Raw genomic sequence first — 21848 nt, forward strand, 5'->3', positions numbered from 1 at the left:
ATGATCAAGAAAGCCTATGTCGTTGGCACGGCTGACACCAAAGCGGCGGAGCTGTCATATGTGCACGATCTGATTGAAGCTGCTGGAACGCCGACCGTTCTGGTCAATGTCGGCACCAAAGGCGGCGAAGACGTGGCGGATGTCAGCGCGGCAACTGTCGCGGCCTGCCATCCTGAAGGCCCTGCCACGGTGTTCGTGAACGATCGCGGGCGTGCCGTGGTCGAAATGTCCAAGGCGCTTGAGGCTTATGTATTGGGGCAGGAGGATCTGGGCGGCATCATCGGTCTGGGCGGCTCCGGCGGGTCGGGCATTATTGCCCCTGCCATGCAGGCATTGCCCATTGGCCTTCCAAAGGTGCTGGTTTCAACGCTCGCCTCTGGCGATGTCTCAGCCTATGTGGGTGCGTCGGATGTGAACATGTTCCATCCGGTCACGGATGTGTCCGGGATCAACCGCGTGTCGCGCAAGTTGTTGGCCAATGCGGCCCACGCATTGAACGGCATGATGACCCACGCCATTCCTGAGAGCGCGGATGATCGCCCGGCTTTGGTCCTCTCGATGTTTGGCGTGACCACACCAGCGGTGCAGGCCATCACCGACGAATTGTCGAGCGCGTTTGATTGTCTCGTGTTTCACGCCACTGGCTCTGGTGGGCGCTCAATGGAGCAACTGATTGATCAGGGGGAGATCGCCGGTGCGCTGGACATCACAACCACCGAAATATGCGATCTGATTGTCGGCGGATTTCTGTCTGCGGGTGAAGAGCGGCTGGATGCCGTGGCCCGCACCGGAATCCCTTATGTAGGCTCTTGCGGCGCGCTCGATATGGCGAATTTCTGGTCGCCAGAGTCTGTGCCGGCCGAGTTCAAGGGACGCACGTTTTATCACCACAACGCTCAAGTGACATTGATGCGGTCCACAGCCGAGGAATGCGCCCAGATCGGACGGTGGATTGGTGAAAAGCTCAATGCCTGCAAAGGGCCGGTGCGCTTCTTGCTGCCGCTGCGCGGGGTCTCGGCGCTCGATATCGAAGGCGGTGCCTTCCACGATCCAGAGGCAAACGCGGCGCTGTTTCAGGCGTTGCGCGACACCGTGAAGATCACAACAGATCGCCAGCTCGTCGAGCTGGACATGCATATCAACGACCCTGCTTTCGCCGCGGCGGCGATCAGCAGTTTCAAAGAAATCTATACGGAAAAGGACAGCTGACATGGCGGTTACAGGACGCAAAGACATCCTTGATCGGTTGCGCGCAAAGATCGCGGCAGAGAAGGTCATCATCGGCGGCGGCGCGGGCACGGGTCTGTCGGCCAAATGCGAAGAAGCAGGCGGAATTGACCTGATTGTCATCTACAATTCAGGCCGCTATCGCATGGCTGGACGCGGCTCGCTCGCAGGCTATATGTCTTATGGCAATGCCAATGAGATCGTCAAAGACATGGGCCGCGAAGTGCTGCCCGTGGTGAAAAATACTCCGGTTTTGGCGGGTGTGAATGCGACCGACCCGTTCTGCATCATGGATGAGTTTCTCGATGATTTGGCAGGTATGGGCTTTGCCGGTGTGCAGAATTTCCCCACCGTCGGTATCATTGACGGCCGCTTCCGTCAGGAGCTTGAAGCGACGGGCATGTCTTATGAGATGGAAGTTGAGATGATCGCGAAGGCGCGCCAGCGTGATCTGCTGACGACGCCATATGTGTTCAGCGCCAAGAATGCGGCGGACATGGCCAAAGCGGGCGCAGATGTCATCGTGGCGCATTTCGGCCTGACCACAGGTGGCGCAATCGGCGCGGGCGATAGCGCACCGACAATCGAAGACTGCGCGCGCCTTTATAACGAATGGGCGGCTGCGGCTCGCGCGCACCGCGACGACCTGATTTTTATCTGCCATGGCGGCCCGCTGGCCGAGCCTGAGGATGCGCAAGCTTTCCTTGATCTTTGCCCTGACTGTCATGGGTTCTATGGTGCCTCATCGATGGAACGCTTGCCGACCGAGCGCGCCATTTCCGAGCAAACCGCAAAGTTCGGCGCAATGCGTTGCGGGACCGCCGTCAAAAAGGGAGTTGCCTGATGATCAAAGCTTATTCTTCTACCGTTATCGCCGTGCCAGTGGGGCAGGTCTGGGAGCGGGTGCGCGACTTTAACGGGCTGCCGAGCTGGCACCCCGCCGCCACGGACAGTAAGATCGAAGAGGGGCATGCCAATGGCGAGGTGGGCTGCGTGCGCAACTTCGCCCTGACCGATGGTTCTGGCCGCATCCGCGAGACGCTGCTGGCGATCTCCGATCTTGAGCACACGTTGTCATATGACATGCTGCCTAACGGGCCACTGCCGTTTGTGAACTACATCGCCAAGATGAAATTCACGCCGATCACTGATCGCAACGAAACTTTTGCGGAATGGTGGGCAGATTTTGAGGCCGGAGATGGTCAGACCCAGCATTGGCATGATTTCGTGGCCATTGATGTGTTTATCGGCGGCTTCCGAGCTCTCGAGGACAGCTTTAAGAGGTGAGGTCTTGCTTGCTGGCCGGTTTTTTATCGGCTGGCAACACTAGCGTCTCTGTCGAAGTGCAAAAGTCACTGAGGTCAGGTGGCAGCGATGCGCGCTGGTCAGGTTGGAGACATCGCGAAATCTGTCGACCCGGCCCAGAGCGTGGCGAAGCACTTAGGTGTTGTCGGCCACTGCTTTGGCCTGCTGCACAGTGCCTGTTGGCAACCTGCGCTGCAATAATTTCACCCGACACAGCACACTTAGGCGGGCCAATGTCACTCTTCTTCGCTCGGTAGCCGCGCTGAGGTAGCCCTCGACGTGGCTCTTGATGTTTGTAGCGACCGAACGTGAAACCTTGTGAAGGTAACACAATACAAGACCAAACAGAGCTAACCTTTGATTGCTGGCTCTAATGTGGGCATTTCGACTTCGTGATTGTCACGAAAATTGGCTCATCCATAGAGCAGTTCAGGCAGCCAAAGCACCAGTTGTGGAATGAACGTGAGCAGCAGGAGTACGCCAATTAGCGGGATCAAGAAAGGCAGGGTGGCCTTTACACACTGTTCAAAGGGCACTTTTGAAACCCGGGAGAGCACAAAGAGCACCATGCCCACAGGTGGCGTCAACAAGCCCAGCATCAGGTTCAAAATGACGATGATGCCAAGGTGAATGGGGTCGATCCCGAATTGTGCGGCCACAGGCATCAAGACAGGCACCAGAATCGAGATTGCGGCGATGGTCTCCATGAAGAGGCCCACGATCAGAACGATCGCCATGATCAGCAGCAATACCACGGCTTTGCTGTCGGTGAAGGACAACACGAATTCAGCAAATTGAGTGGCGATCTGATTGGCTGTCAAAATCCAAGCAAACACAGAGGCTGCACCAACGATCAGCATAATCGCGGCTGTGGTTTCGATGGTTTCCAAGGAAATAACGGCAAGTTTGCGCAGAGTGAGTGTTCGGTAGACCAAAGTGCCCAGCACCAGCGCATAAGCCGCCGCGCAGATGGCTGCCTCAGTTGGTGTGAACGCGCCGGACACAATGCCACCGACGATGATAACTGGGGTCATCAGGGGCAAGAAAGCTGCCTTGAAGCGGGTGCCAATCAGGGTGGCGCTAAAAGCAACGTCGCGGGGATAGGCGCGTTTGCGAGACATCCACCACACCATCACCGACAGAGCGCCCGCCATCATCAAGCCTGGCACAATGCCAGCGACGAACAATTGGCCAATCGAGACCGATGCCATGACGCCAAAGATCACCAAAGGCAATGAAGGCGGAATGATGGGGCCGATGGTGGATGACGCTGCGGTGACGCCCACGCTGAAATCGTCATCATACCCCGCTTCACGCATGGCTTTGATTTCAATTGCGCCAAGACCACCGGCGTCAGCCACTGCAGCGCCGGACATCCCTGCGAAGATAATACTTGCGCCGATGTTCACGTGGCCAAGACCGCCATGCATCCAGCCCACAATGGCGCGGGCAAAACCGAAGATACGCGCGGTGATGCCCGCAGAGTTCATCAGCGCACCGGCAAGGATAAAGAAGGGGATGGCCAGGAGCGGAAAGCTGTCCATGCCATTGACCATGTTATGCATCAATAAAACTGGCGGTAGGCCGGAATGCAGTATGTAGGCGAAGGAGGAAAGTGCGAGCGAGAATGCAATTGGCACGCGCAGCAGCATCAAACCAAAGAGCGATGCGAAAAGTATGAAGAGGCCCATGGGTTCTTAGCTCCGTGTCGCGGATTTCAGTCGTGTGAAGATCTGTAGAATGATGATCAATGCATTGATCCCGGCTAGAGCCATCACGCCCGCGTAAAGGTAGTATTTGGGGAAAGGGAGAGAGACCATTTGCTGAAATGACGTGCGCTGGATAAGCTCCCAAGCTGACCACAGGATGGTCGAAAACAGTGCAAAACTCGCCAGTAGAGCAAAGAGATGGACCCACTTCAGGTGACGGCCATAATACTTGTCTACAAATTCGAGTGCGATTTGCGATCCAATCACCTGACAGCGGATTGCACCGCAAAAACTCATCAAGATCAGGAGATACCGCGCCGCTTCCTCCGTCCATGCGATTGAGTCGTTGAGGACGTAGCGAGTGAAGAACTGCAGGAACACGACACAAAACAACGCCGCAAAGAGGGCGAGAAGTGGGTAATCGGCTATGCTGATTTTGAAGTTTTTGAAGTGCAGCTCGTCTTCTTGAGCCAGGGCGTCAAAGTCGATTTCAGGCGCTTGGATCATGTCCTTCATCGGACCTTTCCTTTCCATATGTTGCTGGGCCTGCCGATCGAAATCGGCAGGCCCAGAACCATTTTTATTCTTTGATCGCTTGCAGGCGCGCGAAGATCTCTGGCGTCCAAGGCACATCTGCGCTGGTCAGCATTGGAGACACCGCATCCATGAAGGGTTTGCGATCCACTTCGTTGACGGTCACGCCCTGTGTGCGGAACCAATCAGCGAGTTCTGCCTCTGAGGCAACAATTTCATCAGAGGTGCTAGAGGCGGCTTCCGCCAAAGCGTTCAGAAGGGCTTGGCCGTCATCGCCCATTTTGCCGAGGGTGACCGGCGACACTACCATTGCCAGAGAGTTAGTGATGTGGCCCGTTAAGTTGATGTTGGACTGCACTTCATGGAACTTTTTAAACTGGATGGTTGGCAGTGGGTTTTCCTGCGCGTCTACAACGCCTTGTTGCAAAGCAAGATAGACCTCTGCGAAGGCCATTGGTGTTGGGTTTGCACCAGTTGCTTTTGGGAACATCTGATAAGCAGGCGCATTTGGTGTGCGGATTTTCAGCCCGTCCATATCTTCTGGCGACATGATTGGTTTGTTGGAAGTCACGTGGCGTGCACCATAGTAAGTCATTGCGGCAATGGTGTTGCCGGAAACCTTGCTGTAGGCCTCGCTCATTTCTGCAAACAAGTCGGAACCGACATAGGCTTTCCAGTGGTCGTAAGAGCGCATCGTGAAGGGATAATCAGAGATGCTGATCGGGCCATAAGACTGACCCAAGAAAGCAATACCTGTGTAGATCACATCGACTGTGCCCAGAGACAAGGCTTCGTTCAGCGCAGCTTCTTTGCCAAGTTGAGAGGCTGGGAACACCTCCATTGTGTAGCGACCTTCGGTGGCCTTCTCCAGTAGGTCTGCGGCCCGCTCTGCTGCTGCGTGGTATGGCGTTGAGGCTTCATAGACATGGCCAAAGCGTAGAACTTCCTGCGCCCAAGCGGTGGATACGCTTGCAGTGAGCGCCATAGTCGCGCCTAGGGCAACGGTGCGGATGCGATGTAGTTTCATATTTTCCTCCCTGAGTGTGTTTTGAAACTTTTGGCTAAAGTGCTGGTGCGTTCTCGAAGAGCGGTGTTCTTACGGAAACCGAGGTTTCGTCACGGCTTTTGGGGAGGGCGCTCAAATCCAAACTGAGCAGGCCTTTGGAGCGATGACGCGCTGCGCAGCTTTGCAACAAACTGCGTTTTTTCGACGATTGCGCCCTGCGAAATGTCTTCAAATCTGGCATCAACTCACATCTTCCTCCCTGATGTGGGTTGAATGGTTTGCATATTTGAAACAGTGTGTCAAATACGAAAGGATGGCGCATGACTAAATCGACTCAATCCTCCTATTCCGCACCAGCTCTCACGCGTGGGTTGAAAATTCTTGAGATCGTGAGCAAAGCGCCAGAGCCGCTCAGCACCCAGGACATTGCAGCCGAGCTTGGCCGTAACCGAAACGAGGTGTTTCGGATGATCGCGGTTTTGGAAGCAGAGGGTTTTTTGGAAAAGGCAGGGGCTGGTTACGGGTATGTAACGACATCGAAATTGTTGGAGATGGGCCTTAATGCCCCAATTATAAAAGATATTTTTGAAGCGATTTCACCGATGGCGGACCGTTTTTCTGCCCGCACAGGTGCGCCGTGCCAATTGGTTTTACCAAGCGGCGATGAGATGGTGGTTATGAAGCGATGGGAACCGCCTCTGCGGATGTCGATCAGCGTGCCCATTGGTTCTCGCAGACCATTGGAAGACTCCGCGTCAGGTATCGTGATGCTCTGTGCCATGAACTCATTTCACTACTCAGAAGCTGAGGCGCGCATTCGAGAGCGAAACCCAGAATTTTGCTCCGATGACTTGGAGGAATACCGCGGATCTTTGGCTAAGAATGGGGTATTGCGCTTCAACAGCCGTTTTATGGGCGGAGTTGTGGATCTTTCCGTGCCGTTGGTTTCTTTGGGCGGGCAACTTCATGGTGCTCTGACTGTTCCTTACGCCAACAACGCCACATGTGAGGCTGACGTGGAAGAGATTGAGGCGGAACTTTTGAAGATCAGAAACACCATCGCGACGTCCATTCTACGCGCCTGAAATACGTAGCAGATGGTCTTTTAGGTCGAGCTGCATTTACAGCTTGGTGAAAGTTGCGGCACGTTGCACTGCATCAGACATTGTAGGTAATGCATTTGCAAGCTCTGCGGGCATTGAGAACTCAAGCGGACTTAGCAACGCCATATGCGCTTCAATTCAATCCTGTTTAGCCTCATTCATGCCAGACCACTCAGAAACTCTTCGGCGTTTTCTAAATGCTTCGCTTTTGCCTCCGGTGAAATCTTTGCGCCTGTCCGGCACATCATGGCCCAGCGGGGATTTTTGGCGAGCGCGTCGGAATGTTTGAAGATGAAGCGCCAATATAGTCCGTCCCAAGTGTCGGACCAATCTCCTTTGGGCCAATGGCTCATTTTGCGAATGTAGTTTGATCCGGAAAAATATGGCTTGGTGGTGATGAGACCACCGTCAGCATGTTGGCTCATTGCATAAACATTGGGAACCATGACCCAGTCATAGCTGTCCACGAACATTTCCATAAACCAGCGGTAGACATCATCTGGCTTGATCTCGCATAGAAACATAAAGCCGCCCAGCACCATCAACCGCTCTATGTGGTGGCAATAGCCGGTTTCCAAAATACGTGTGATTGTGTGGTCAATCGGGGCAATTCCGGTGGTGCTATCATAGAACGCAGCAGGCAATGGCCGGCCATGACCCCAGTGGTTTGAGGTTCGCATGCGCACACCCAAATCCTCATAGGTGGCGCGCATGAACTCGCGCCAGCCAATGATCTGACGGATGAAACCTTCGACGGAATTGAGCGGAATATTTTTGCGTTTGGCGTATTCCAAGGTTGCGTTCAAAACCTCGTCGGGCGTGATCAAACCGATGTTTAAGGCCGGCGTTAGAACGGCATGCCAAAGCCAGCTTTCTCCCTGAACAATGGCATCTTCAAAATCACCGAACTGCGCAAAGCGCCTTTCAAGAAACTGATCTAGCCAATCTGAGGCCGCGCGGTGTGACGTTGGATAATAAAGGGTGTTGAGATGTCCAGGCGCGCTTGGAAAGTCGCTCAGAACGCTGTCTTTCGCGGCTTGGTCGATATCGTCGTGATAGGGCCAATCTATCCAGGGCAGGCTTTGCAAAAGCGCTTTGGGCACCTTCTTGCGATTGTCTTCATCAAAACTCCACTGACCGCCCAAGGGGGCATCGCCGTCCATCAGGACGTTCAAACGGCGACGCTGGCTTTTATAGTATTCCGCCATAAACCAGCGTTTGCGCCCCGCAGACCACGCTTGATTTTCGGCGCGCGTGTTCAGAAAACCGGGCGAAGGCAGAAATTCAAGTGCGAGCCCCACCTCGGCGGCCGCCTGCCGCAACCGCTTCTCAGCGATGAAATCGACGGTGTCGGCCATGACGACATGAGAGATCTGCTGGGCGACGAGTCGTTCGAAAAGGTGCAAGCAAGCTTTGGTGCAAGGTTCATATGGGATGAGCTCCACATCAAACCCTTTGACCTCCAGCTCTTGCTGATATCTGGCCATGCTCGCCCGATGGAGCCAGAGCTTCTGTTTGTGCATCTGAATGGGATATTGCGGGTCGCCAAAGAACAAAGGGTCTTCAAACAAGATCACCTTCTGCAATGGGAAATAAAAGGCGGGGTGCTGGGCAAACAATTGATTTGGAAGCACAAGAGCGGCGTATGTCACAGTGTTTCTCTGTTTGAGTGATGGGATCAGCGGACCAGATCTAGGTCACGCAGGATGGAAGGGATCTTTTTCTTGAGACCAAAGAAGCCCGCCTTGGCATGTGGCCAAGAACGCGCGTCGTAAGCGCGCAAAATCCGATACAGGTCTATTCCTGCGGCGCGCAGTTTCGGCTCTGCGGCGTCCAGCCGCGCGCGGGCTGGGCCAACAGGATAATAAGGTGTGACGATGGTGTTGACGTTACAGTCTTTGGCTGCCCTGATCAGGGGTTCCGCCCAATCCTCATGGGCCTCTCCGACCTTCCCAAAAGGCAACAATGCGCTATCCATGGCGTCTTTCGCGAAACTTGACGCCACTTCGCCGATCTGACCAGGCGAGCGGCCATGTGTCGCCGTTAAGCCAATCACATCGGCAGGCTGATATGGCACGAATTTTGCCGCTTCCAAGTCGTCCTCTGTGATCAGGAGCAGATATGGCTGTGTGAGTGGCTGATTTGACCGGGCGTGGAGCGCGATGCGCGGATGCTGTTCCGTTTCAACCAAGGGTTCTGTGATATCGGCCAAACCTTGAGGCTGAAACCTGCCATTGGTGTATTTTGCGATATTGTCGGGGCGCGCCAGATAGGTCTTCCCCTTCGTATGGAGCCCAGCCACCCAGCGCCAACTCAACGTGTTTGAGGCGGGATCCCCGTCTACAAGATGGCGCATGAAGACATCCGCTCCCAATTCCCATGGCAGCCTGAGCGTGAAAATCCAGATTGAGGCCACCCACATCCGCGCGTGATTGTGAAGATAGCCGGTAGCAGTGAGCTCCCTCATCCAGTGATCAAAACAATCGATACCGGTCCTGCCGAAGATCGCATCCTGATACGTGGTGTTTAACGCGTCATCGTCTTCCAGCCGCTTTAGGCGCGCCAGAAGGTTTCTCTGATAGCTGGTCCAGACACTTGGCCGCTGTTCCAGCCAGCCCTTAAAATAGGTGCGCCAAAACACTTCTTGTATAAATTTCTCGGCAGCTTTATCCCCATGGGCCGCCAGTACACGAAAAAGCACTTCTTCTTCAGTCACGAGGCGATGTCTCAGCCACGGCGATAGCACGGAAACGTTGGTGCGTCTGTCCGCCCCGAAATCATAATTTCGGGTGCGCGCGTAGTGACGTCCAGTGCGAGATACAAACTGTTCCAGCCGTGCCAAACCCGCTTTTCGTGTGGGTTCAAACCGCACCTGTTCCAGAGGGTAGTTCAGCTCTTCAAATCCCGAGGTCATGCGGCCGCCTTGCAACGTTGCGAACAGTATTTGACGGCCTCCCAGTCCCTCTTCCATTTTTTGCGCCACGCGAAGGGACGTTTGCACACAGGGCAGATTTTCTGCGGCAGATCCGCTTTTTTGCGCATTTTCATGTGACGTCTTCGAGGGGCAGGCTGAGTTGGGCAGGGTTCGCTGCGATCTTTGATTTTCTCTTGTGGGCGCGCCCGGATTTGCGGCTGGCATGTTTGGCGGCAATGGCCTGTGCCTGATCTCGAAATTCAGCCCGCCGCCGCACCGCCCAAACCTTTTCTCGTGCGGCCTTTGCCGCCGCCAAGTGGTCAAAAACACGCCTCGGATATCTTTGATCAATAACGGCATCGGCGTTTTCCGCGTTCCATGGCTCATGGAGATCTTGATCTGTTATCTCGGCCAGCTCAGGCACCCAGCGGCGAATGAACCTGCCTTTTGGGTCCTGATCCAAACCTTGCTTGACCGGATTGTAGATGCGGACAGTGTTGATACCGGTTGTGCCGGATTGCATCTGGACCTGGCTCCAGTGAATACCGGGTTCATAGTCTGTAAACATCCTTGCCAGATGTAGCCCCGGCGCGCGCCAGTGCAGCCACAGATGATAGCTCGCGGTGGCCATCACCATCGCGCGCATACGAAAATTCAACCAGCCCGTGGCGCGCAAAGACCGCATGCAGGCATCCAGAAACGGATAACCTGTTTCGCCCGACGACCACGCATGTAGAATTTCCGCTTCTGGGTCTTTGGGGCGCAAATCGTCATACAACGGGTGCAGATTGCGAAACTCGATCTGGGGTTCGTCTTCCAGCTTTTGAATGAAATGGCAGTGCCAGTGCAAACGAGCGGAGAAAGACCGCATCGATTTCTGCCATTCCTTGGCGCCTGCTGGCAACGCGCACCGGGCGGCTTCTGTGGCCTGAGCAACTTCGCGGATCGATACTGCGCCCCATGCAAGGTATGGGGACAACCGCGAGCAGGCGGCGGCCCCTAGCAATGGGCTGGACATCAACCGTTGATACTTCTCGCCGCGCTTGTTCAGAAAGCTGCTCAGAACCTCCAATGCCACTTTACGCCCGCCCGCCTGCCGGTGGGGACAGGGTGTCTCTTGCAGTCCTAGGTCTTTGGCGCTGGGAAGCGTGCCAAGCTCGAGGCCCAGTGGTGTGAGCTGCGGAGGGGATATTGTTGGTTGCACCATCTGTGCGTCCCAACGATTGGCCCACCCGTTTCTGGATTTCAGTCGGCGAATTACGCCGTGGTTCTGAAGCTCATACCATGGCACGCCAGCTTCGCCGCACCAGGCTGCAACCTCTTTGTCCCTGCGATAGGTCCACTCGTTGCCTGTCTCCTCATGCGACCAAAGTGCATCCAGGTAGCCTCGTTTCTTTAGGGCTTCAAAGGTCTCGATCACTGTGCCAACCCGAACAATGACTGGCTTTCCGAGCCGTCCGGTTTCGTCGCGCAGTTCAGCAAGGGTTTCCGCCACAAAACCCCACTGCCGCTCTGATGCGCCCGGTTGCAGCCACAGGTCTGGTTCAACGACATAAAGCGGCAGCACAGGACCACGCCGTGCGGCCTGAGCCAAGGCAGCATGATCTGAGACACGTAAATCCCGCTTGAACCAAACGACTTGCAAACCCGCGCTTCTCTTTGTGAGTTTTTGTTTGAGATCATACGCGTGATGTCGCGTAACAGATCAGAAAAAGCGCTGCCTTTGAGCGGATAGAATGAGTGGATTGCTTGCAATTTGGGTGTTCTCTATTTGGATTATGCCGCTGGTTGGGCAGCTACTGTAGGAATATTTGACTGGGGGCTCCGCGGCCAAATTTGGCAAGTGGCTGAAGCTCTTGACTAAGGCCATTTCGCCGGTGAAGCCATTGCCGCTCATAAGGCAGTCTTTGGTGAAGGGGTAATCCCTTCCGTCAACTATTGCGATCCTGAGGTAGCATGGGGCGGTTTAACAGAAACAGGAAGCCAAAGCGCAGGACACCAATTTTAGAAACGATTTTTCGTGGATGGCATCGGGCCGATCATCATCCATGGGGCGCGAAGAGGAGCCGATTAAATTGGTCTTTGACCCCGATACCAAGCGGATTCTTGGAGGGGGTGTTGTTGGTCAGGGCGCGGGCGATCTGATCGCTGAGATCGCCTTGGCGATAGAGATGGGAGCGGATGCAGAAGATATCGCATTGACCGTGCACCCTCATCCAACTTTGTCGGAGACAATAGGACTGGCTGCCGAACTGTTCGAAGGCACCATCACCGACCTTTAAGTATTGGTCACTGCTCACAACCCGGCAACGCGCAGGAGACTCGCAACCCATGTATAATGCTCACCATTCTTGAAACATGTCGGCCAGGCCCAGTTATCTGCGGTGAAGCTGGGTTGCAGGTCACGGATCTGGCGGGCGTGTCTGCGGGCGAGTGGCAGGTTGTTTGCGTCAGCGGACAGAACGCACAACACTACACGCGCGCGTACGCTGTCTGGGCTGACGCGCAGCACATTATGTGCGTGTTGCCAGGCACTCTGGTCGCCGGATAAGGCCAGCGCCATGGCCAAATTGGCCTCAATCCAGATGGGCGGGTGGGGGGTAAGTGCGAGGGCTTGACGGCACAGGGCGATCTCGCCGTCGAGTTGGTCGTCATACCCTAGAAGTCCGGCATGATATCCGAGCAGTTCGGGGCTGTTCTGAAACTGATCCAGAACCTGTTGCATAAGGCTGCAAGCCTCGCCGGTTTCGCCAGCGACATTGCGGGTAAATGCCTCAAGTGCTGCGCAATAAGCGTCATTGGGGTGGCTTGCACGCAGAGACTGGCAGGTAGATATCACCTGATTGAGTGTTTGCTCAGGCGTGGTGTCCATACCCAGTCGGATCATGTCTAACCGGCAAAACCCGATCGCCACGTGGGCAGGCAAATAGCCCTCATCCAGTGACAGACAGGTCTCATATTGTTGAATTGCGCGCTTTAGTCCGTGCTGTGTGGTGTGGCCTTCCTGAATGCGACCCTGCTGAAAGGCGGTCCAGATTTCGGTTGTGGTGGTGCGCGAGGACCAGATATCGGACCAGTGGCCGTCACGCAGGTTCAGCTGCAAGGCCTGTACGACCTGCATTGAAATTTCTTCGACGGCATTAAACGTGTCTTGTGCCTGAAACCGGAAACGTCCCGCCCAAAGACAGGTTTTGTCGAGTGACGAGGTCAACTGAGCAGAAACACGCATACCCTCGGCGCCGATGATCACCCGCCCGCTTAAGATGTACCCCTCGACCGGGCCTTCCTGGCGGCTGGCATCCCGCAATTCAATCACATCGGAAAGCGTTCCGAGTAAGAACATTAGTTCGTCGTGGATTGAGCTCGCTGCAATATCCAATTCGGCATCATTGCCGACTTGCTCCATCTGTTCGACCATAACGGTGGGGCGCTGACGTCCCCATTGGGGTAGCCCTCTTGGCTGAAACGGCAATCCGTTAGGGGTTTCCTCACTTGTTTCGAGATCCCAATAGGCCTGCCGTTCTACGGTCAGCCAGTCCTCAAATTCCGGATCCGCGACGTCCAGTCCTTCGAGCAATTCAGAGCGGTCCGGCAACAATTGCTCATCAAACAAATCGACTTCGAGCGTGTCCAATTTGATGGAAACGGTTTCTCGATCGATTTCCAGAAAATCGAGGCCGAACTTGCCGAAATGTTTGGTCAGCACGCTCAGCTCTTTGCGCAGTGAAGACGCTCCCTGCGCCGGAGCGCTTGTGCTCCACAGCCGGTCCTGAATCCAGACCCGGCTGCGGACCGTGTTCTTTGACAACAAGACCAGCGCGATCAGCGCCTTGGCCTTGGTGCCGCGCGGCGTCGCGTCCCGCCCATCATCGCAGATGATCTGAAACGGGCCCGAAAGGAAAATCTTGGTTCGAGCTTGGCTCATGGTCATCCGTCAGACAGGCCGCAAAGCCTTTGTTATTTGCCGCACCCGCGGACCGAGATTTCACCCATAGCTTCGGCTGCGATGTCGCGCAGATCATACTCGTCCAAAGGAGAGGGTTCGGGTTTGCCTCTCTTTGAGGAGATATCCGGGATCACCACGTGAACCTGTTTTGGGCTATCGTAGACAAAAGTAATCTCCGGGTTCAGGGACTCGCCGCTTTCGCTGGTGCCGGCGAACATGCCCCGAATGGTTTTTTCGCCTGCTTCGCGGTTTGAGCCTTGCGACTGATCGGACGCGGCCGCCAGTTCAAGAATTGCGTGGCCAAGTTCCTTAAGTGAGAAACTGTCATTCAGTTTCAATCGTGCCATTCCAAAAGTCCTTTTTCTGGTTCAATAATAATAGTTAATAGCCGCTTAAGCAGTTTGCCGGAACTGAAAATGACCGACACATTCATTCAAAGTGCCGAAACGGGGAAGCTTGTTTCCGAACCATCCTTCGCTGACTTTCCTGACAACGCCCCAATTCATGTGGCGTTTCGGTTGATCGAGCTGCGTGAGGGTACCATTTCTCCGCCAGGAGCGATGAAGCGCCGGGTGGCTTTCGGGGTAGCGGATACTCCCGAACAGGCTGCGCGATTGTCGGGTTTTGAGGCAATTGAGCGTTATGCCCTGCAATACTGTTCAGATCAGGACCAGACTTGCCACAGTCTGATGGCGTCAGATGGGGGTTTACACGAAATGCCGAGGGCGGCCTTGGCGATTGGGGCGCCAGATACCATTGGCTCGGTTACTTCCAAAGGAGCCGCAGCGGGACCAACACATGCTGATGCTGCCTTGCGCGCAGTCTATGAATGCCTTGAGCATGCCTTGGATCAGAAGGGGGAGTATACTCACCGCGTCGCGCCAGACTGTTTGCCGCAAGCCCTAAATGCGTGGCTCGCGCGGCATTTGCGTAAACTCGACATTCATGTGCAGCCGGTCCCCGACATTGGGCTACTTGTGCGCGTCGTGTGCAGTGATTTCGATGACGGGCGACCTAGTTATGGCACGGCTTTTGACAACGACTTGGAGCAGGGCGCGTTGAGCGCGGCAGGGGAAGCAATCGTGTCGTGGCGCAATATGGTCACTTTGGAACACAAAGGGGTCACGCCAAAGGATATGGACGCTGAGGAGGCGCGTTTTTTTGAGCTCTACCGTGGTGCGCGAGGGGATCGGCCGATGTCACCACAGCAAGAGTTTAGCCGCGAAGCATGGCAAACTTTGCCACCCGATCTTAATCGCGCTCTGGAGTACGTGGCCGATGTCTTGGTCAAACCAGTTGCTGTGTTTGACATGACCGCCGCAGACATACCGCTGCCTGTTGTGAAGGCCGTGCCGATTAGGAGCTGATGAGCTCATCAAACTGCTAGGGCTGCGTTAACTTTCGCGCAAACCCCGCGTGCCAGGAACCACCCCTAGCGGATTTTCATATTGATCAGCAAAGGTGGCAATCTGTTTGCATCTTTCATAGCTCGGCAGTCCGCGGGTAATTGAGGCACACGATCGCGTGGGGATGTCGCGAAACTCATCATTGGCGATCGGGCGCGGCGTATCTCCGATCACAACCAGCGGTCCCACCTCAATCAAGCGCGCCAAAAGGTAGCCTGACACGGGTGACGTTCGCGCCCCATTGGTCCAAAGCAGGTCATCCAGAAAATGCGGATCCTCGTCGCCGGGGCCAAACTCAAGCCGCATCATCATGCCGTCTGTTCCTCGAGAAAAGCGCACCCATTCTTGTGGCACCGGTTGACCATCAAGGCTCAGATCGTTGGTTCTGAGCGCACGCAGGTAAACCCCCAAAGGATTGGCAAAGGCCATCACCCGCCCCTGAGGCGGGTTTTTGCCGCGCAAGAAAACCTGATCGTAGGCTGCCTGAGCTGCGCCGGTATCAGCATTACGGCAATAAAGATCTTCGCGATCTACCGACAGGAAGATTTCTTCCAGTTTGGCGCGTCTGCGTTTGCCATCCTGATTGACCGCATAGGGAAATGACCCGAAATGCACGACAAAAATCAGATCGCTGAGCCCGTTGATGTTTTCGGCCATGAACAGCACATGTTCCATATTCAATGGGTGTTCGGGCGGTTGTGCCCTGCCGAACCCAACCAACCTTCTGCGGAAGATCTCGGTGCGGGTTTTGACAGTTAATCTATTCCATTGCTGCTCAGGGATGCCAAACAGCTCTTCGGCCTCATAACGTCGGCCAGTGATACTGGTTACACACTGCAGGAAGTAAGGCAGGTCATGAACCGCCATCGCTTGCCACCACTCCATCAGTTCGGTTGTTGCAATGAACCGTTTGGGCCGCAGATTTCCATCGCTGTCAGGGCGCATGATCAGCGCATATTCCAGGTATTCATTATGCAGCTCTGCCCGTCCGGGCCATCCCCAGTCCGAAAGTTGAACAGCCAGTTCTTCGCCGAGACAATCCAGGGGTTCACGCGGGTTCGCTGGCCATTTGATAGAATGAGCGATTTTGCCATCAGCGATCTGCGACGGGTCAGTGACCAAAAAGGGGCTGGCTTTGTGCGAATTTATCTTGTCGAGTATAGTGTCGTTCCATACGGCAAGAACCGCATCGCTTACATCTGGATCCGCGCGTCCTGGCGACTGAAAAATGTACATCGTTACGTCCCTCAAACAATTCGGGATTAAGTTAGTGCGGCCGCAAGAAAGTCCCTGCTGCCGCGCCTTCCCACAGAGCATAGATTGGGGCAAGCTCTGCTGGGGGGAGAGGAATTCACCGGCGTTTCCACTGAGGCATTCGCCGGTATGTCGTTTTTGCTCGCCTGTCACGATTGGGGTTGCGGTGGCAGGTGGCGGGTCCACCAATCACTCAGGCTACAGCCAGATACGCGGATTTCAGAGCTGCCGGCCCCATTGCCAGAGATCGTCAGAACGTCACCATCGAAGGTTTCAAGCGTCATGGTCACGTCGGCGCAAAAGGTCACCATATGTTCCGCTAAGATGCCGACAGCAATCCGCTCGCCCATGCGCAGGCTGTCGAAACTGTCGCTATAATAATTCACACCGGCCATGCAGCCTGCTAGGGACATGTTTTCAGCCAGTTTGTTCAACTCACCGTTCAAGGTCAGCACTTCAGGCGCATCGTCAACCTTTGTTTCCTTTAGGTTCAGGCCTCCGTCTTCCGGCACAAATGCAGCGGGCGCACCCGCCTCTTTCAACGACGTCGGCCGCTGGTCTGCGTCATGGGTGCAGAAAAATGCTTTGAGTACAGTCACACACCCGCCAGCTATCGTTGCATGCCCGGCCCCATAGGAAGGATGCATGGGCGATCCCCCCGGAGAAGCCATCGGCAGTAATAGGTTACGTGTCATTTCGGGCAGGCGGCTCCAAGAGCGTGTGTTGTGCTTGAAGCGTCGTTCAGAGGGAGCGGCAACAATCGCCTCAATCAGGTTGAAGTCATTGGAAAAGGCCGACCCCAGCTTGTCCACATGCTGAGCGGCCATCGCCTCCGCCGCACCAAGCTCCGCGCCATAGCCGTTTTCAATCAAACAAGCGACGCTGCCTAGTTTTTCGGGGCGTGCCCGGTTGTGCGTCTCAAATTTCTGTTGCCAAGAGGCCCTGTGCGCCCGTTTGGCGGTCTCCGACAAAAGAGACAAAAGACGCGCTTCTCCCGAGCCGTCAAAATGCCGGGTATCCTCATTTTGGGATAGGCCAAGATCACTATTGGTATTCCAATCAAACAGCAATGCGGCTGCATGTAGATAGGGCTTACAAGAGGCATCAGTGCAGGCAAGCGTGGCTAGGTCACGCGGCGTTTCGATATACTTTTTTGTGCCTTCGAACGCAGCGCGCTCTTTTTTGGTATTGGCGCCGTTTTGAACATCCAGCCACTCTGCCCAGTCGCGCAGATAATCCACTCCGGGTGCACGTTCGATAATCCGCGGGTCCCAACGCCCGATCTTTATTTGAGCGCTTTTTTCTTCTGGCGCCGCAGCCCCTTGGAGTAAAAACTGCGAAACATAAGGACCATCGGCGCAACCGGCACTTGACCCGCGGAAAAGAGTTTGCGGCGTCAGGTTTTCGCCATCTCGTGTGCGCCTGTTGGAGGAGACCATGCTGAGCGGATTGCCGTCGGCATCGGTTGGCGTTTGCTCAGGGTCAAACCAAGGCATATTGGATAAGGCAGCAGCGACTCGCTGAGAAGTCTTGCTGGTCCGCATGGCTTCAAAGGAAAGATCCCGGAGATACGCCATGGCATAAAGTTCAGCCATTTCGGCTGCCAACTCATCCGACCCCAGGCAAGGCGCCGGCGCCAAGGCAACAGAATTTGCTTCTGGTGCTTGCGCGACCAATTGATGGTACGCAAAGGGCATGTCCCAATTGCGCCAAGAAAATTCACTACCTTCCGCATTGGGGCGGGTTTGGAAGCTGCCGCAGTAGGCCGGTGAATCGAAAAGTGCGATCCGGTTGCCCATGTTGTCGGTGTAGCTAGGATCTGAAATTTCTTCAAAAAAGTTATTGTAGGAATACGTTGTGACGATTCCGAAAGCATTGTGCTCCAATCCTTTGGAAAACCGCGTTGGCCATGTGCCGGGAAATGCGTCTGCCTCGCCGTTGCAGCGGGTTTCTACGGCCAAAGCACTCAGAGGAATGGCTGCCGCGCGGCACTTGAGTGCCTCGACCACTTGACTTGATTCTGGAATTCTAGCGGTGGCGTAAGCAACATTTGCCTCTTTAGTCATGATGCCCTCCTTGGTGTGTAGGTGCATCAAGAACAGGCGGCATTACCGGATCGTTACCGATTTCGCTGGGATCGTTACCTTGAGAAAAACTTAACCGAAATTTAGGACGGTTTTGGTATTTTTCTTTCTCCGAAAATCTTGCGCGTAGCGAGGCTAGGTAATGGATTGGCGGATTAGTCAGCTAGGAATTACCGGTGATTGAGCGATAGGCTAAATGGCAAACTCAAAACTCAGGGTCAAAAAGTCGCCTTGCTTAACCATTCACCAAGGTCTTTTTCGGCAGATGCGATGACTTCGGTATTTAATATGTGGATGCGCATCGCTTTTGACACTGCCCTGACGCGCTTGTTGATCGCTACATCAGCATGCGCCAGGGGCAGGTCGTTGACGTCCAACTTTTCATAGATCGACAGCAACCGGTTCTGCACAGTCCGTAGGGCGAGTTTGCGGCGCTGCGCTATGATCTTGTCCGGCAGTCCAAGCGCCAAATCAGAGAGAATTGCTAGCTCGACTTCGGTTAATGCTTCACTTGAGCGGCTCTGTTCGCTTTGAAACTGATGGATCTCGCGATCGACCATGATCTGGCCTTCGAGCAGCACCGCGCGTAGGGCCAGTTGCATGCGAGAGGGGCTCGCGGTTTTGAGGACGTACCCATAGGCGGCTTCTTTCGGGACGATCCGCGCAATACCCCGCAGATAAGCTTCGTCAGAATAGTTTGACCAGAAGAGAATGCGCGTGCTCGGTCGTTCGGACCAAATCGTACGCGCGGCCTCAATCCCGTTGCGCGCTTTCATGCGCAGGTCCATCACAATCGCTTCGATAGCGTCGTCGCGAGCCATCTGTTCACCCTCGCGCCCGTTTGTAGCCAATTCCACTTCTATAGCTTCAGGCAGCGCTTCGGAGACCAGTTCCGTGAGGTAGCTGGCATGCATGGCATCATCTTCAACCAGGAGAATCTTCATGCTGAAATCTCGTCCTTGCTGGTGCACTCTGATGTCGGCAGACAGACAATGACCTCGGTGCCATTGGAATAAGAGATATCGAATTGTGCGGCGATGAGCCGGGCGCGGGTGCGCATATGCATCAGGCCGCCCGATGCCCTTGTCGGTTCCAGTGCGGGATGTGTTTGACCATCATCGTGTACCGATAGATACAAACCGTCGCGGCAGGCGATCTCGACGGTGATGGATTGCGCCTGTGCGTGGCGAACAGCGTTGTTAATCGCCTCTTGCGCGATCCGAAACAGTGCGATCCGTTTTGCTTGGGGCAACTGATCGACAAGCCCATCTGACAAGTCGCGTACATCAATCTCCAGTTGCTGGTCCGGCCCTACGGCGCGCTCCAAATGTGTACGAACTGCGTGCTGAAACCCGAAAAGTTCCAACAGAGAAGGGATCGACATGTCTATGATGGTTCGCAAATCCTGAATGCATCTCTGCATATGGTCGCGCAAAGCGGCAATATCTCGCTGCGATTTGCAGCATTCCAACTCGCGGCTTATCCGCGTCAGGTCCGCCAGCGTTTGGTCGTGCAGGTCCATGCCAATCCGCTGGCGTTCCTGTTCCAGAGCATCGGTCAGACTTGACGCCCCAAGCCGCAAGCCTTCTTCGCGCGCCTGCACTTCAGCGCGCATAATGGCCTCGCGTTTGGCTTGTTCGGTGGCGCGCAACGCATAAAAATAGGGTGCTAAAATATCGGCAATATTGCGTACCTGCTCGACGGCGTTGTTGTCGTAGTAGTCTGGCTGTTGGGATGAGCAGTTGAGGGCGCCTATCGTACGGCCCAGCACTTTCATTGCGACATTGACACGACTGCGCATCTGGTGCCGGATGATCGGCCCTGCATCAGCGCCTTCAAATATGTAACGGGGGTCTTCTAAGGCGTTGCCAGTTAGCAGGCTGTCACACTTGCCGGTCAGGATATCGCGCACCGGTGATACCGCGACCGGAGCGCGCGTACGGCTCCAACTGGTGCGCAGGCCGACTTCGTAACTGGTGTTGAGCTGCCCGTTTTCATCGACGAGACATACATCCAAGTGATCCAAATGCAAAATGCGGTCGATCTCGGATTTGACCGAGCGCAGCGCGGATTTGATATCGAGGTTTCCCGCCAGATGGTTTGAGATCCGCAGGTAATAGGCAAGATCAGCCATTTAAGACCCTTTGCAAAGCAGGCCTTGAGACTATAGCCAGAGCGATACCGCGTGTCATGCGGGTTGCCGCAGCCTCTTTGCGGGAAGCCGCAAGCAATGCGCGCGGACTACTCTTACCCTTATTGCCGAAACTCGGAATCTTTGTCGCGCAGGCCCCTTTTGGGGGCAAGAATGCATGTGCGGCAGTGTGGCCGCTCTGGGAGGATACCATGAAACTTAAGGCCATTTTATTGGGTGCTACGACTGGATTAGCCGCTTTGGCTGCGACACCTGGCATAGCAGACACATCAGACAAACGTATTGCGTTGTCCAACAACTACGCGGGGAACTCATGGCGCCAGGCGATGCTTGAAAGCTGGCAGAAGAATGGTGACGCAGCGGTGGCTGATGGCGTCGTTGCTGCCGCTGACGCGTTCACGACTTCCGAAAACCAGGCCACCGAACAGGCGGCTCAAATTCAGAACATGATCCTGCAGGGATATGACGCTATCGTTATAAACGCTGCGTCGCCGACAGCCATCAACGGCGCAGTCAAGGCGGCCTGCGATGCAGGCATTACCGTTGTATCGTTTGACGGTATTGTGCAAGAGCCCTGTGCATGGCGCATTGCTGTCGACTTTCAGCAGATGGGACGTGAGCAGGTTAAATACTTGGCTGAGCGCTATCCCGATGGCGGCAACCTTCTGGAGATCCGTGGACTTGCTGGGGTTTTTGTTGACGACGAGATCAGCGCGGGCATTCATGATGAAGTCAAGAACACGAATTTCGAAATTGTCGGGTCGGTTCATGGTGATTGGGCTCAGGACGTGGCGCAGAAAGCGGTTGCCGGTATTTTGCCCAGCCTGCCCGATATTGTAGGCGTCGTGACCCAAGGGGGCGATGGATATGGCGCCGCGCAGGCGATTGGCGCAACGGATCGTGCGATGCCGACCATTGTGATGGGCAATCGTCAGGATGAATTGCAATGGTGGGCTGACGAAAAAGCGGCCAACGGGTATCAGACCACTTCGCTGTCCATTGCACCGGGTGTCAGCACACTCGCATTTTGGGTGGCACAACAGGTTCTCGATGGAAATGACGTTCCCAAGGATTTGACCGTACCATTCCTGACTATTTCGGAAGCCTCTCTGGAAGGGGCACTTAGAACCACCCCTAAGGGGTCGGTCGCAAACGTGGAATACACGCTGCAACAGGCCAAAGACGTGATTGCGGCGGCCAAATAATTT

The 21848-nt window shown here is 55.1% G+C and carries 20 protein-coding genes; 7 read left to right on the top strand and 13 right to left on the bottom strand.

Annotated elements, in window-relative coordinates; genetic code table 11:
• The 3 genes from J7412_RS18900 to J7412_RS18910 are packed head-to-tail and all read left to right on the top strand — an operon-like array spanning window position 1 to window position 2514.
• Entirely contained in the window at window positions 1-1209 is a 1209-nt protein-coding gene (locus J7412_RS18900) for a Tm-1-like ATP-binding domain-containing protein (RefSeq protein ID WP_247744016.1), read from the top strand.
• 1 nt (window position 1210) lies between these two features.
• A complete protein-coding gene (locus J7412_RS18905; protein WP_209080413.1) occupies window positions 1211-2071 on the top strand; it encodes a phosphoenolpyruvate hydrolase family protein in 861 nt (286 codons plus the stop codon).
• On the top strand, window positions 2071-2514 hold the full coding sequence (locus J7412_RS18910) for an SRPBCC family protein (RefSeq protein WP_209080422.1): 444 nt from the start codon (window positions 2071-2073) through the stop codon (window positions 2512-2514). The genes J7412_RS18905 and J7412_RS18910 overlap by 1 nt, the downstream gene beginning before the upstream one ends.
• Before the next feature lie 431 nt (window positions 2515-2945).
• On the opposite strand, the gene J7412_RS18915 is transcribed toward J7412_RS18910, so the two are convergent.
• From J7412_RS18915 to J7412_RS18925, 3 genes are all read right to left on the bottom strand, one after another.
• Window positions 2946-4223 (bottom strand): TRAP transporter large permease, encoded by a 1278-nt coding sequence (locus J7412_RS18915; protein WP_209080424.1) that lies wholly within the window; start codon window positions 4221-4223, stop codon window positions 2946-2948.
• 6 nt (window positions 4224-4229) lie between these two features.
• Window positions 4230-4757: a TRAP transporter small permease gene (locus J7412_RS18920; protein ID WP_209080426.1), complete on the bottom strand. Its 528-nt coding sequence runs from the start codon at window positions 4755-4757 to the stop codon at window positions 4230-4232.
• 64 nt (window positions 4758-4821) lie between these two features.
• Window positions 4822-5802, bottom strand: a complete 981-nt coding sequence (locus tag J7412_RS18925; protein WP_209080428.1) for a sialic acid TRAP transporter substrate-binding protein SiaP — start codon at window positions 5800-5802, stop codon at window positions 4822-4824.
• Between the two features lie 299 nt (window positions 5803-6101).
• On the opposite strand from J7412_RS18925, the gene J7412_RS18930 reads away from it, so the two are divergent.
• Window positions 6102-6866, top strand: coding sequence for a helix-turn-helix domain-containing protein (locus J7412_RS18930; RefSeq protein ID WP_209080436.1), 765 nt, complete (start codon window positions 6102-6104; stop codon window positions 6864-6866).
• A 176-nt stretch (window positions 6867-7042) separates the two neighbouring features.
• On the opposite strand, the gene J7412_RS18935 is transcribed toward J7412_RS18930, so the two are convergent.
• Genes J7412_RS18935 through J7412_RS18950 form a run of 4 tightly spaced genes read right to left on the bottom strand, consistent with a single transcriptional unit; the run spans window position 7043 to window position 11443 of the window.
• Window positions 7043-8536, bottom strand: a complete 1494-nt coding sequence (locus tag J7412_RS18935; RefSeq protein WP_209080438.1) for a cryptochrome/photolyase family protein — start codon at window positions 8534-8536, stop codon at window positions 7043-7045.
• 26 nt (window positions 8537-8562) lie between these two features.
• On the bottom strand, window positions 8563-9798 hold the full coding sequence (locus J7412_RS18940) for an FAD-binding domain-containing protein (RefSeq protein ID WP_209080440.1): 1236 nt from the start codon (window positions 9796-9798) through the stop codon (window positions 8563-8565).
• Window positions 9795-9932: a DUF2256 domain-containing protein gene (locus tag J7412_RS22125; protein ID WP_209080442.1), complete on the bottom strand. Its 138-nt coding sequence runs from the start codon at window positions 9930-9932 to the stop codon at window positions 9795-9797. Before J7412_RS22125 ends, J7412_RS18940 begins: the two co-directional genes overlap by 4 nt.
• A complete protein-coding gene (locus tag J7412_RS18950; protein WP_209080444.1) occupies window positions 9929-11443 on the bottom strand; it encodes an FAD-binding domain-containing protein in 1515 nt (504 codons plus the stop codon). Before J7412_RS18950 ends, J7412_RS22125 begins: the two co-directional genes overlap by 4 nt.
• Window positions 11444-11822: 379 nt before the next feature.
• Between J7412_RS18950 and J7412_RS21905 the strand changes: the two genes are divergently transcribed.
• Window positions 11823-12080: a hypothetical protein gene (locus J7412_RS21905; protein WP_247744010.1), complete on the top strand. Its 258-nt coding sequence runs from the start codon at window positions 11823-11825 to the stop codon at window positions 12078-12080.
• A gap of 14 nt (window positions 12081-12094) precedes the next feature.
• On the opposite strand, the gene J7412_RS18960 is transcribed toward J7412_RS21905, so the two are convergent.
• A complete protein-coding gene (locus J7412_RS18960; RefSeq protein WP_209080446.1) occupies window positions 12095-13723 on the bottom strand; it encodes a hypothetical protein in 1629 nt (542 codons plus the stop codon).
• Between the two features lie 32 nt (window positions 13724-13755).
• Window positions 13756-14082 carry a hypothetical protein gene (locus tag J7412_RS18965; RefSeq protein ID WP_209080448.1) on the bottom strand — a complete coding sequence of 109 codons (327 nt, stop codon included), beginning with the start codon at window positions 14080-14082 and terminating at the stop codon, window positions 13756-13758.
• 78 nt (window positions 14083-14160) lie between these two features.
• Between J7412_RS18965 and J7412_RS18970 the strand changes: the two genes are divergently transcribed.
• Entirely contained in the window at window positions 14161-15111 is a 951-nt protein-coding gene (locus J7412_RS18970) for a YcaO-like family protein (RefSeq protein ID WP_209080450.1), read from the top strand.
• Window positions 15112-15138: 27 nt separating this feature from the next.
• Here the strand turns inward: J7412_RS18970 and J7412_RS18975 are convergent, their stop codons facing one another.
• From J7412_RS18975 to J7412_RS18990, 4 genes are all read right to left on the bottom strand, one after another.
• Window positions 15139-16590, bottom strand: coding sequence for a hypothetical protein (locus J7412_RS18975; protein ID WP_209080452.1), 1452 nt, complete (start codon window positions 16588-16590; stop codon window positions 15139-15141).
• Entirely contained in the window at window positions 16554-18470 is a 1917-nt protein-coding gene (locus J7412_RS18980) for a hypothetical protein (RefSeq protein WP_209080454.1), read from the bottom strand. Before J7412_RS18980 ends, J7412_RS18975 begins: the two co-directional genes overlap by 37 nt.
• 236 nt (window positions 18471-18706) lie before the next feature.
• A complete protein-coding gene (locus tag J7412_RS18985) occupies window positions 18707-19432 on the bottom strand; it encodes a response regulator transcription factor (RefSeq protein WP_209080456.1) in 726 nt (241 codons plus the stop codon).
• Complete coding sequence (locus J7412_RS18990; protein WP_209080458.1) at window positions 19429-20622, bottom strand: ATP-binding protein; 1194 nt, start codon at window positions 20620-20622, stop codon at window positions 19429-19431. The genes J7412_RS18985 and J7412_RS18990 overlap by 4 nt, the downstream gene beginning before the upstream one ends.
• Before the next feature lie 209 nt (window positions 20623-20831).
• On the opposite strand from J7412_RS18990, the gene J7412_RS18995 reads away from it, so the two are divergent.
• The gene (locus J7412_RS18995; protein WP_209080460.1) at window positions 20832-21845 is read left to right on the top strand and encodes a substrate-binding domain-containing protein; all 1014 of its coding nucleotides are present in this window, start codon (window positions 20832-20834) and stop codon (window positions 21843-21845) included.
• The last annotated feature ends 3 nt before the right edge of the window (window positions 21846-21848 follow it).

Source organism: Shimia sp. R9_3, from assembly GCF_017743755.1.
GTDB lineage: Bacteria > Pseudomonadota > Alphaproteobacteria > Rhodobacterales > Rhodobacteraceae > Shimia.

Bases quoted from the DNA above. Each gene is read 5' to 3' on its own strand.
- J7412_RS22125 (WP_209080442.1), bottom strand. From the start codon at position 9,932: ATGAAAATGCGCAAAAAAGCGGATCTGCCGCAGAAAATCTGCCCTGTG.
- J7412_RS18925 (WP_209080428.1), bottom strand. From the start codon at position 5,802: ATGAAACTACATCGCATCCGCACCGTTGCCCTAGGCGCGACTATGGCG.
- J7412_RS18915 (WP_209080424.1), bottom strand. From the start codon at position 4,223: ATGGGCCTCTTCATACTTTTCGCATCGCTCTTTGGTTTGATGCTGCTG.
- J7412_RS18905 (WP_209080413.1), top strand. From the start codon at position 1,211: ATGGCGGTTACAGGACGCAAAGACATCCTTGATCGGTTGCGCGCAAAG.
- J7412_RS18985 (WP_209080456.1), bottom strand. From the start codon at position 19,432: ATGAAGATTCTCCTGGTTGAAGATGATGCCATGCATGCCAGCTACCTC.
- J7412_RS18980 (WP_209080454.1), bottom strand. From the start codon at position 18,470: ATGACTAAAGAGGCAAATGTTGCTTACGCCACCGCTAGAATTCCAGAA.
- J7412_RS21905 (WP_247744010.1), top strand. From the start codon at position 11,823: ATGGCATCGGGCCGATCATCATCCATGGGGCGCGAAGAGGAGCCGATT.
- J7412_RS18930 (WP_209080436.1), top strand. From the start codon at position 6,102: ATGACTAAATCGACTCAATCCTCCTATTCCGCACCAGCTCTCACGCGT.
- J7412_RS18920 (WP_209080426.1), bottom strand. From the start codon at position 4,757: ATGAAGGACATGATCCAAGCGCCTGAAATCGACTTTGACGCCCTGGCT.
- J7412_RS18940 (WP_209080440.1), bottom strand. From the start codon at position 9,798: ATGACCTCGGGATTTGAAGAGCTGAACTACCCTCTGGAACAGGTGCGG.
- J7412_RS18995 (WP_209080460.1), top strand. From the start codon at position 20,832: ATGAAACTTAAGGCCATTTTATTGGGTGCTACGACTGGATTAGCCGCT.
- J7412_RS18970 (WP_209080450.1), top strand. From the start codon at position 14,161: ATGACCGACACATTCATTCAAAGTGCCGAAACGGGGAAGCTTGTTTCC.
- J7412_RS18960 (WP_209080446.1), bottom strand. From the start codon at position 13,723: ATGAGCCAAGCTCGAACCAAGATTTTCCTTTCGGGCCCGTTTCAGATC.
- J7412_RS18900 (WP_247744016.1), top strand. From the start codon at position 1: ATGATCAAGAAAGCCTATGTCGTTGGCACGGCTGACACCAAAGCGGCG.
- J7412_RS18990 (WP_209080458.1), bottom strand. From the start codon at position 20,622: ATGGCTGATCTTGCCTATTACCTGCGGATCTCAAACCATCTGGCGGGA.
- J7412_RS18910 (WP_209080422.1), top strand. From the start codon at position 2,071: ATGATCAAAGCTTATTCTTCTACCGTTATCGCCGTGCCAGTGGGGCAG.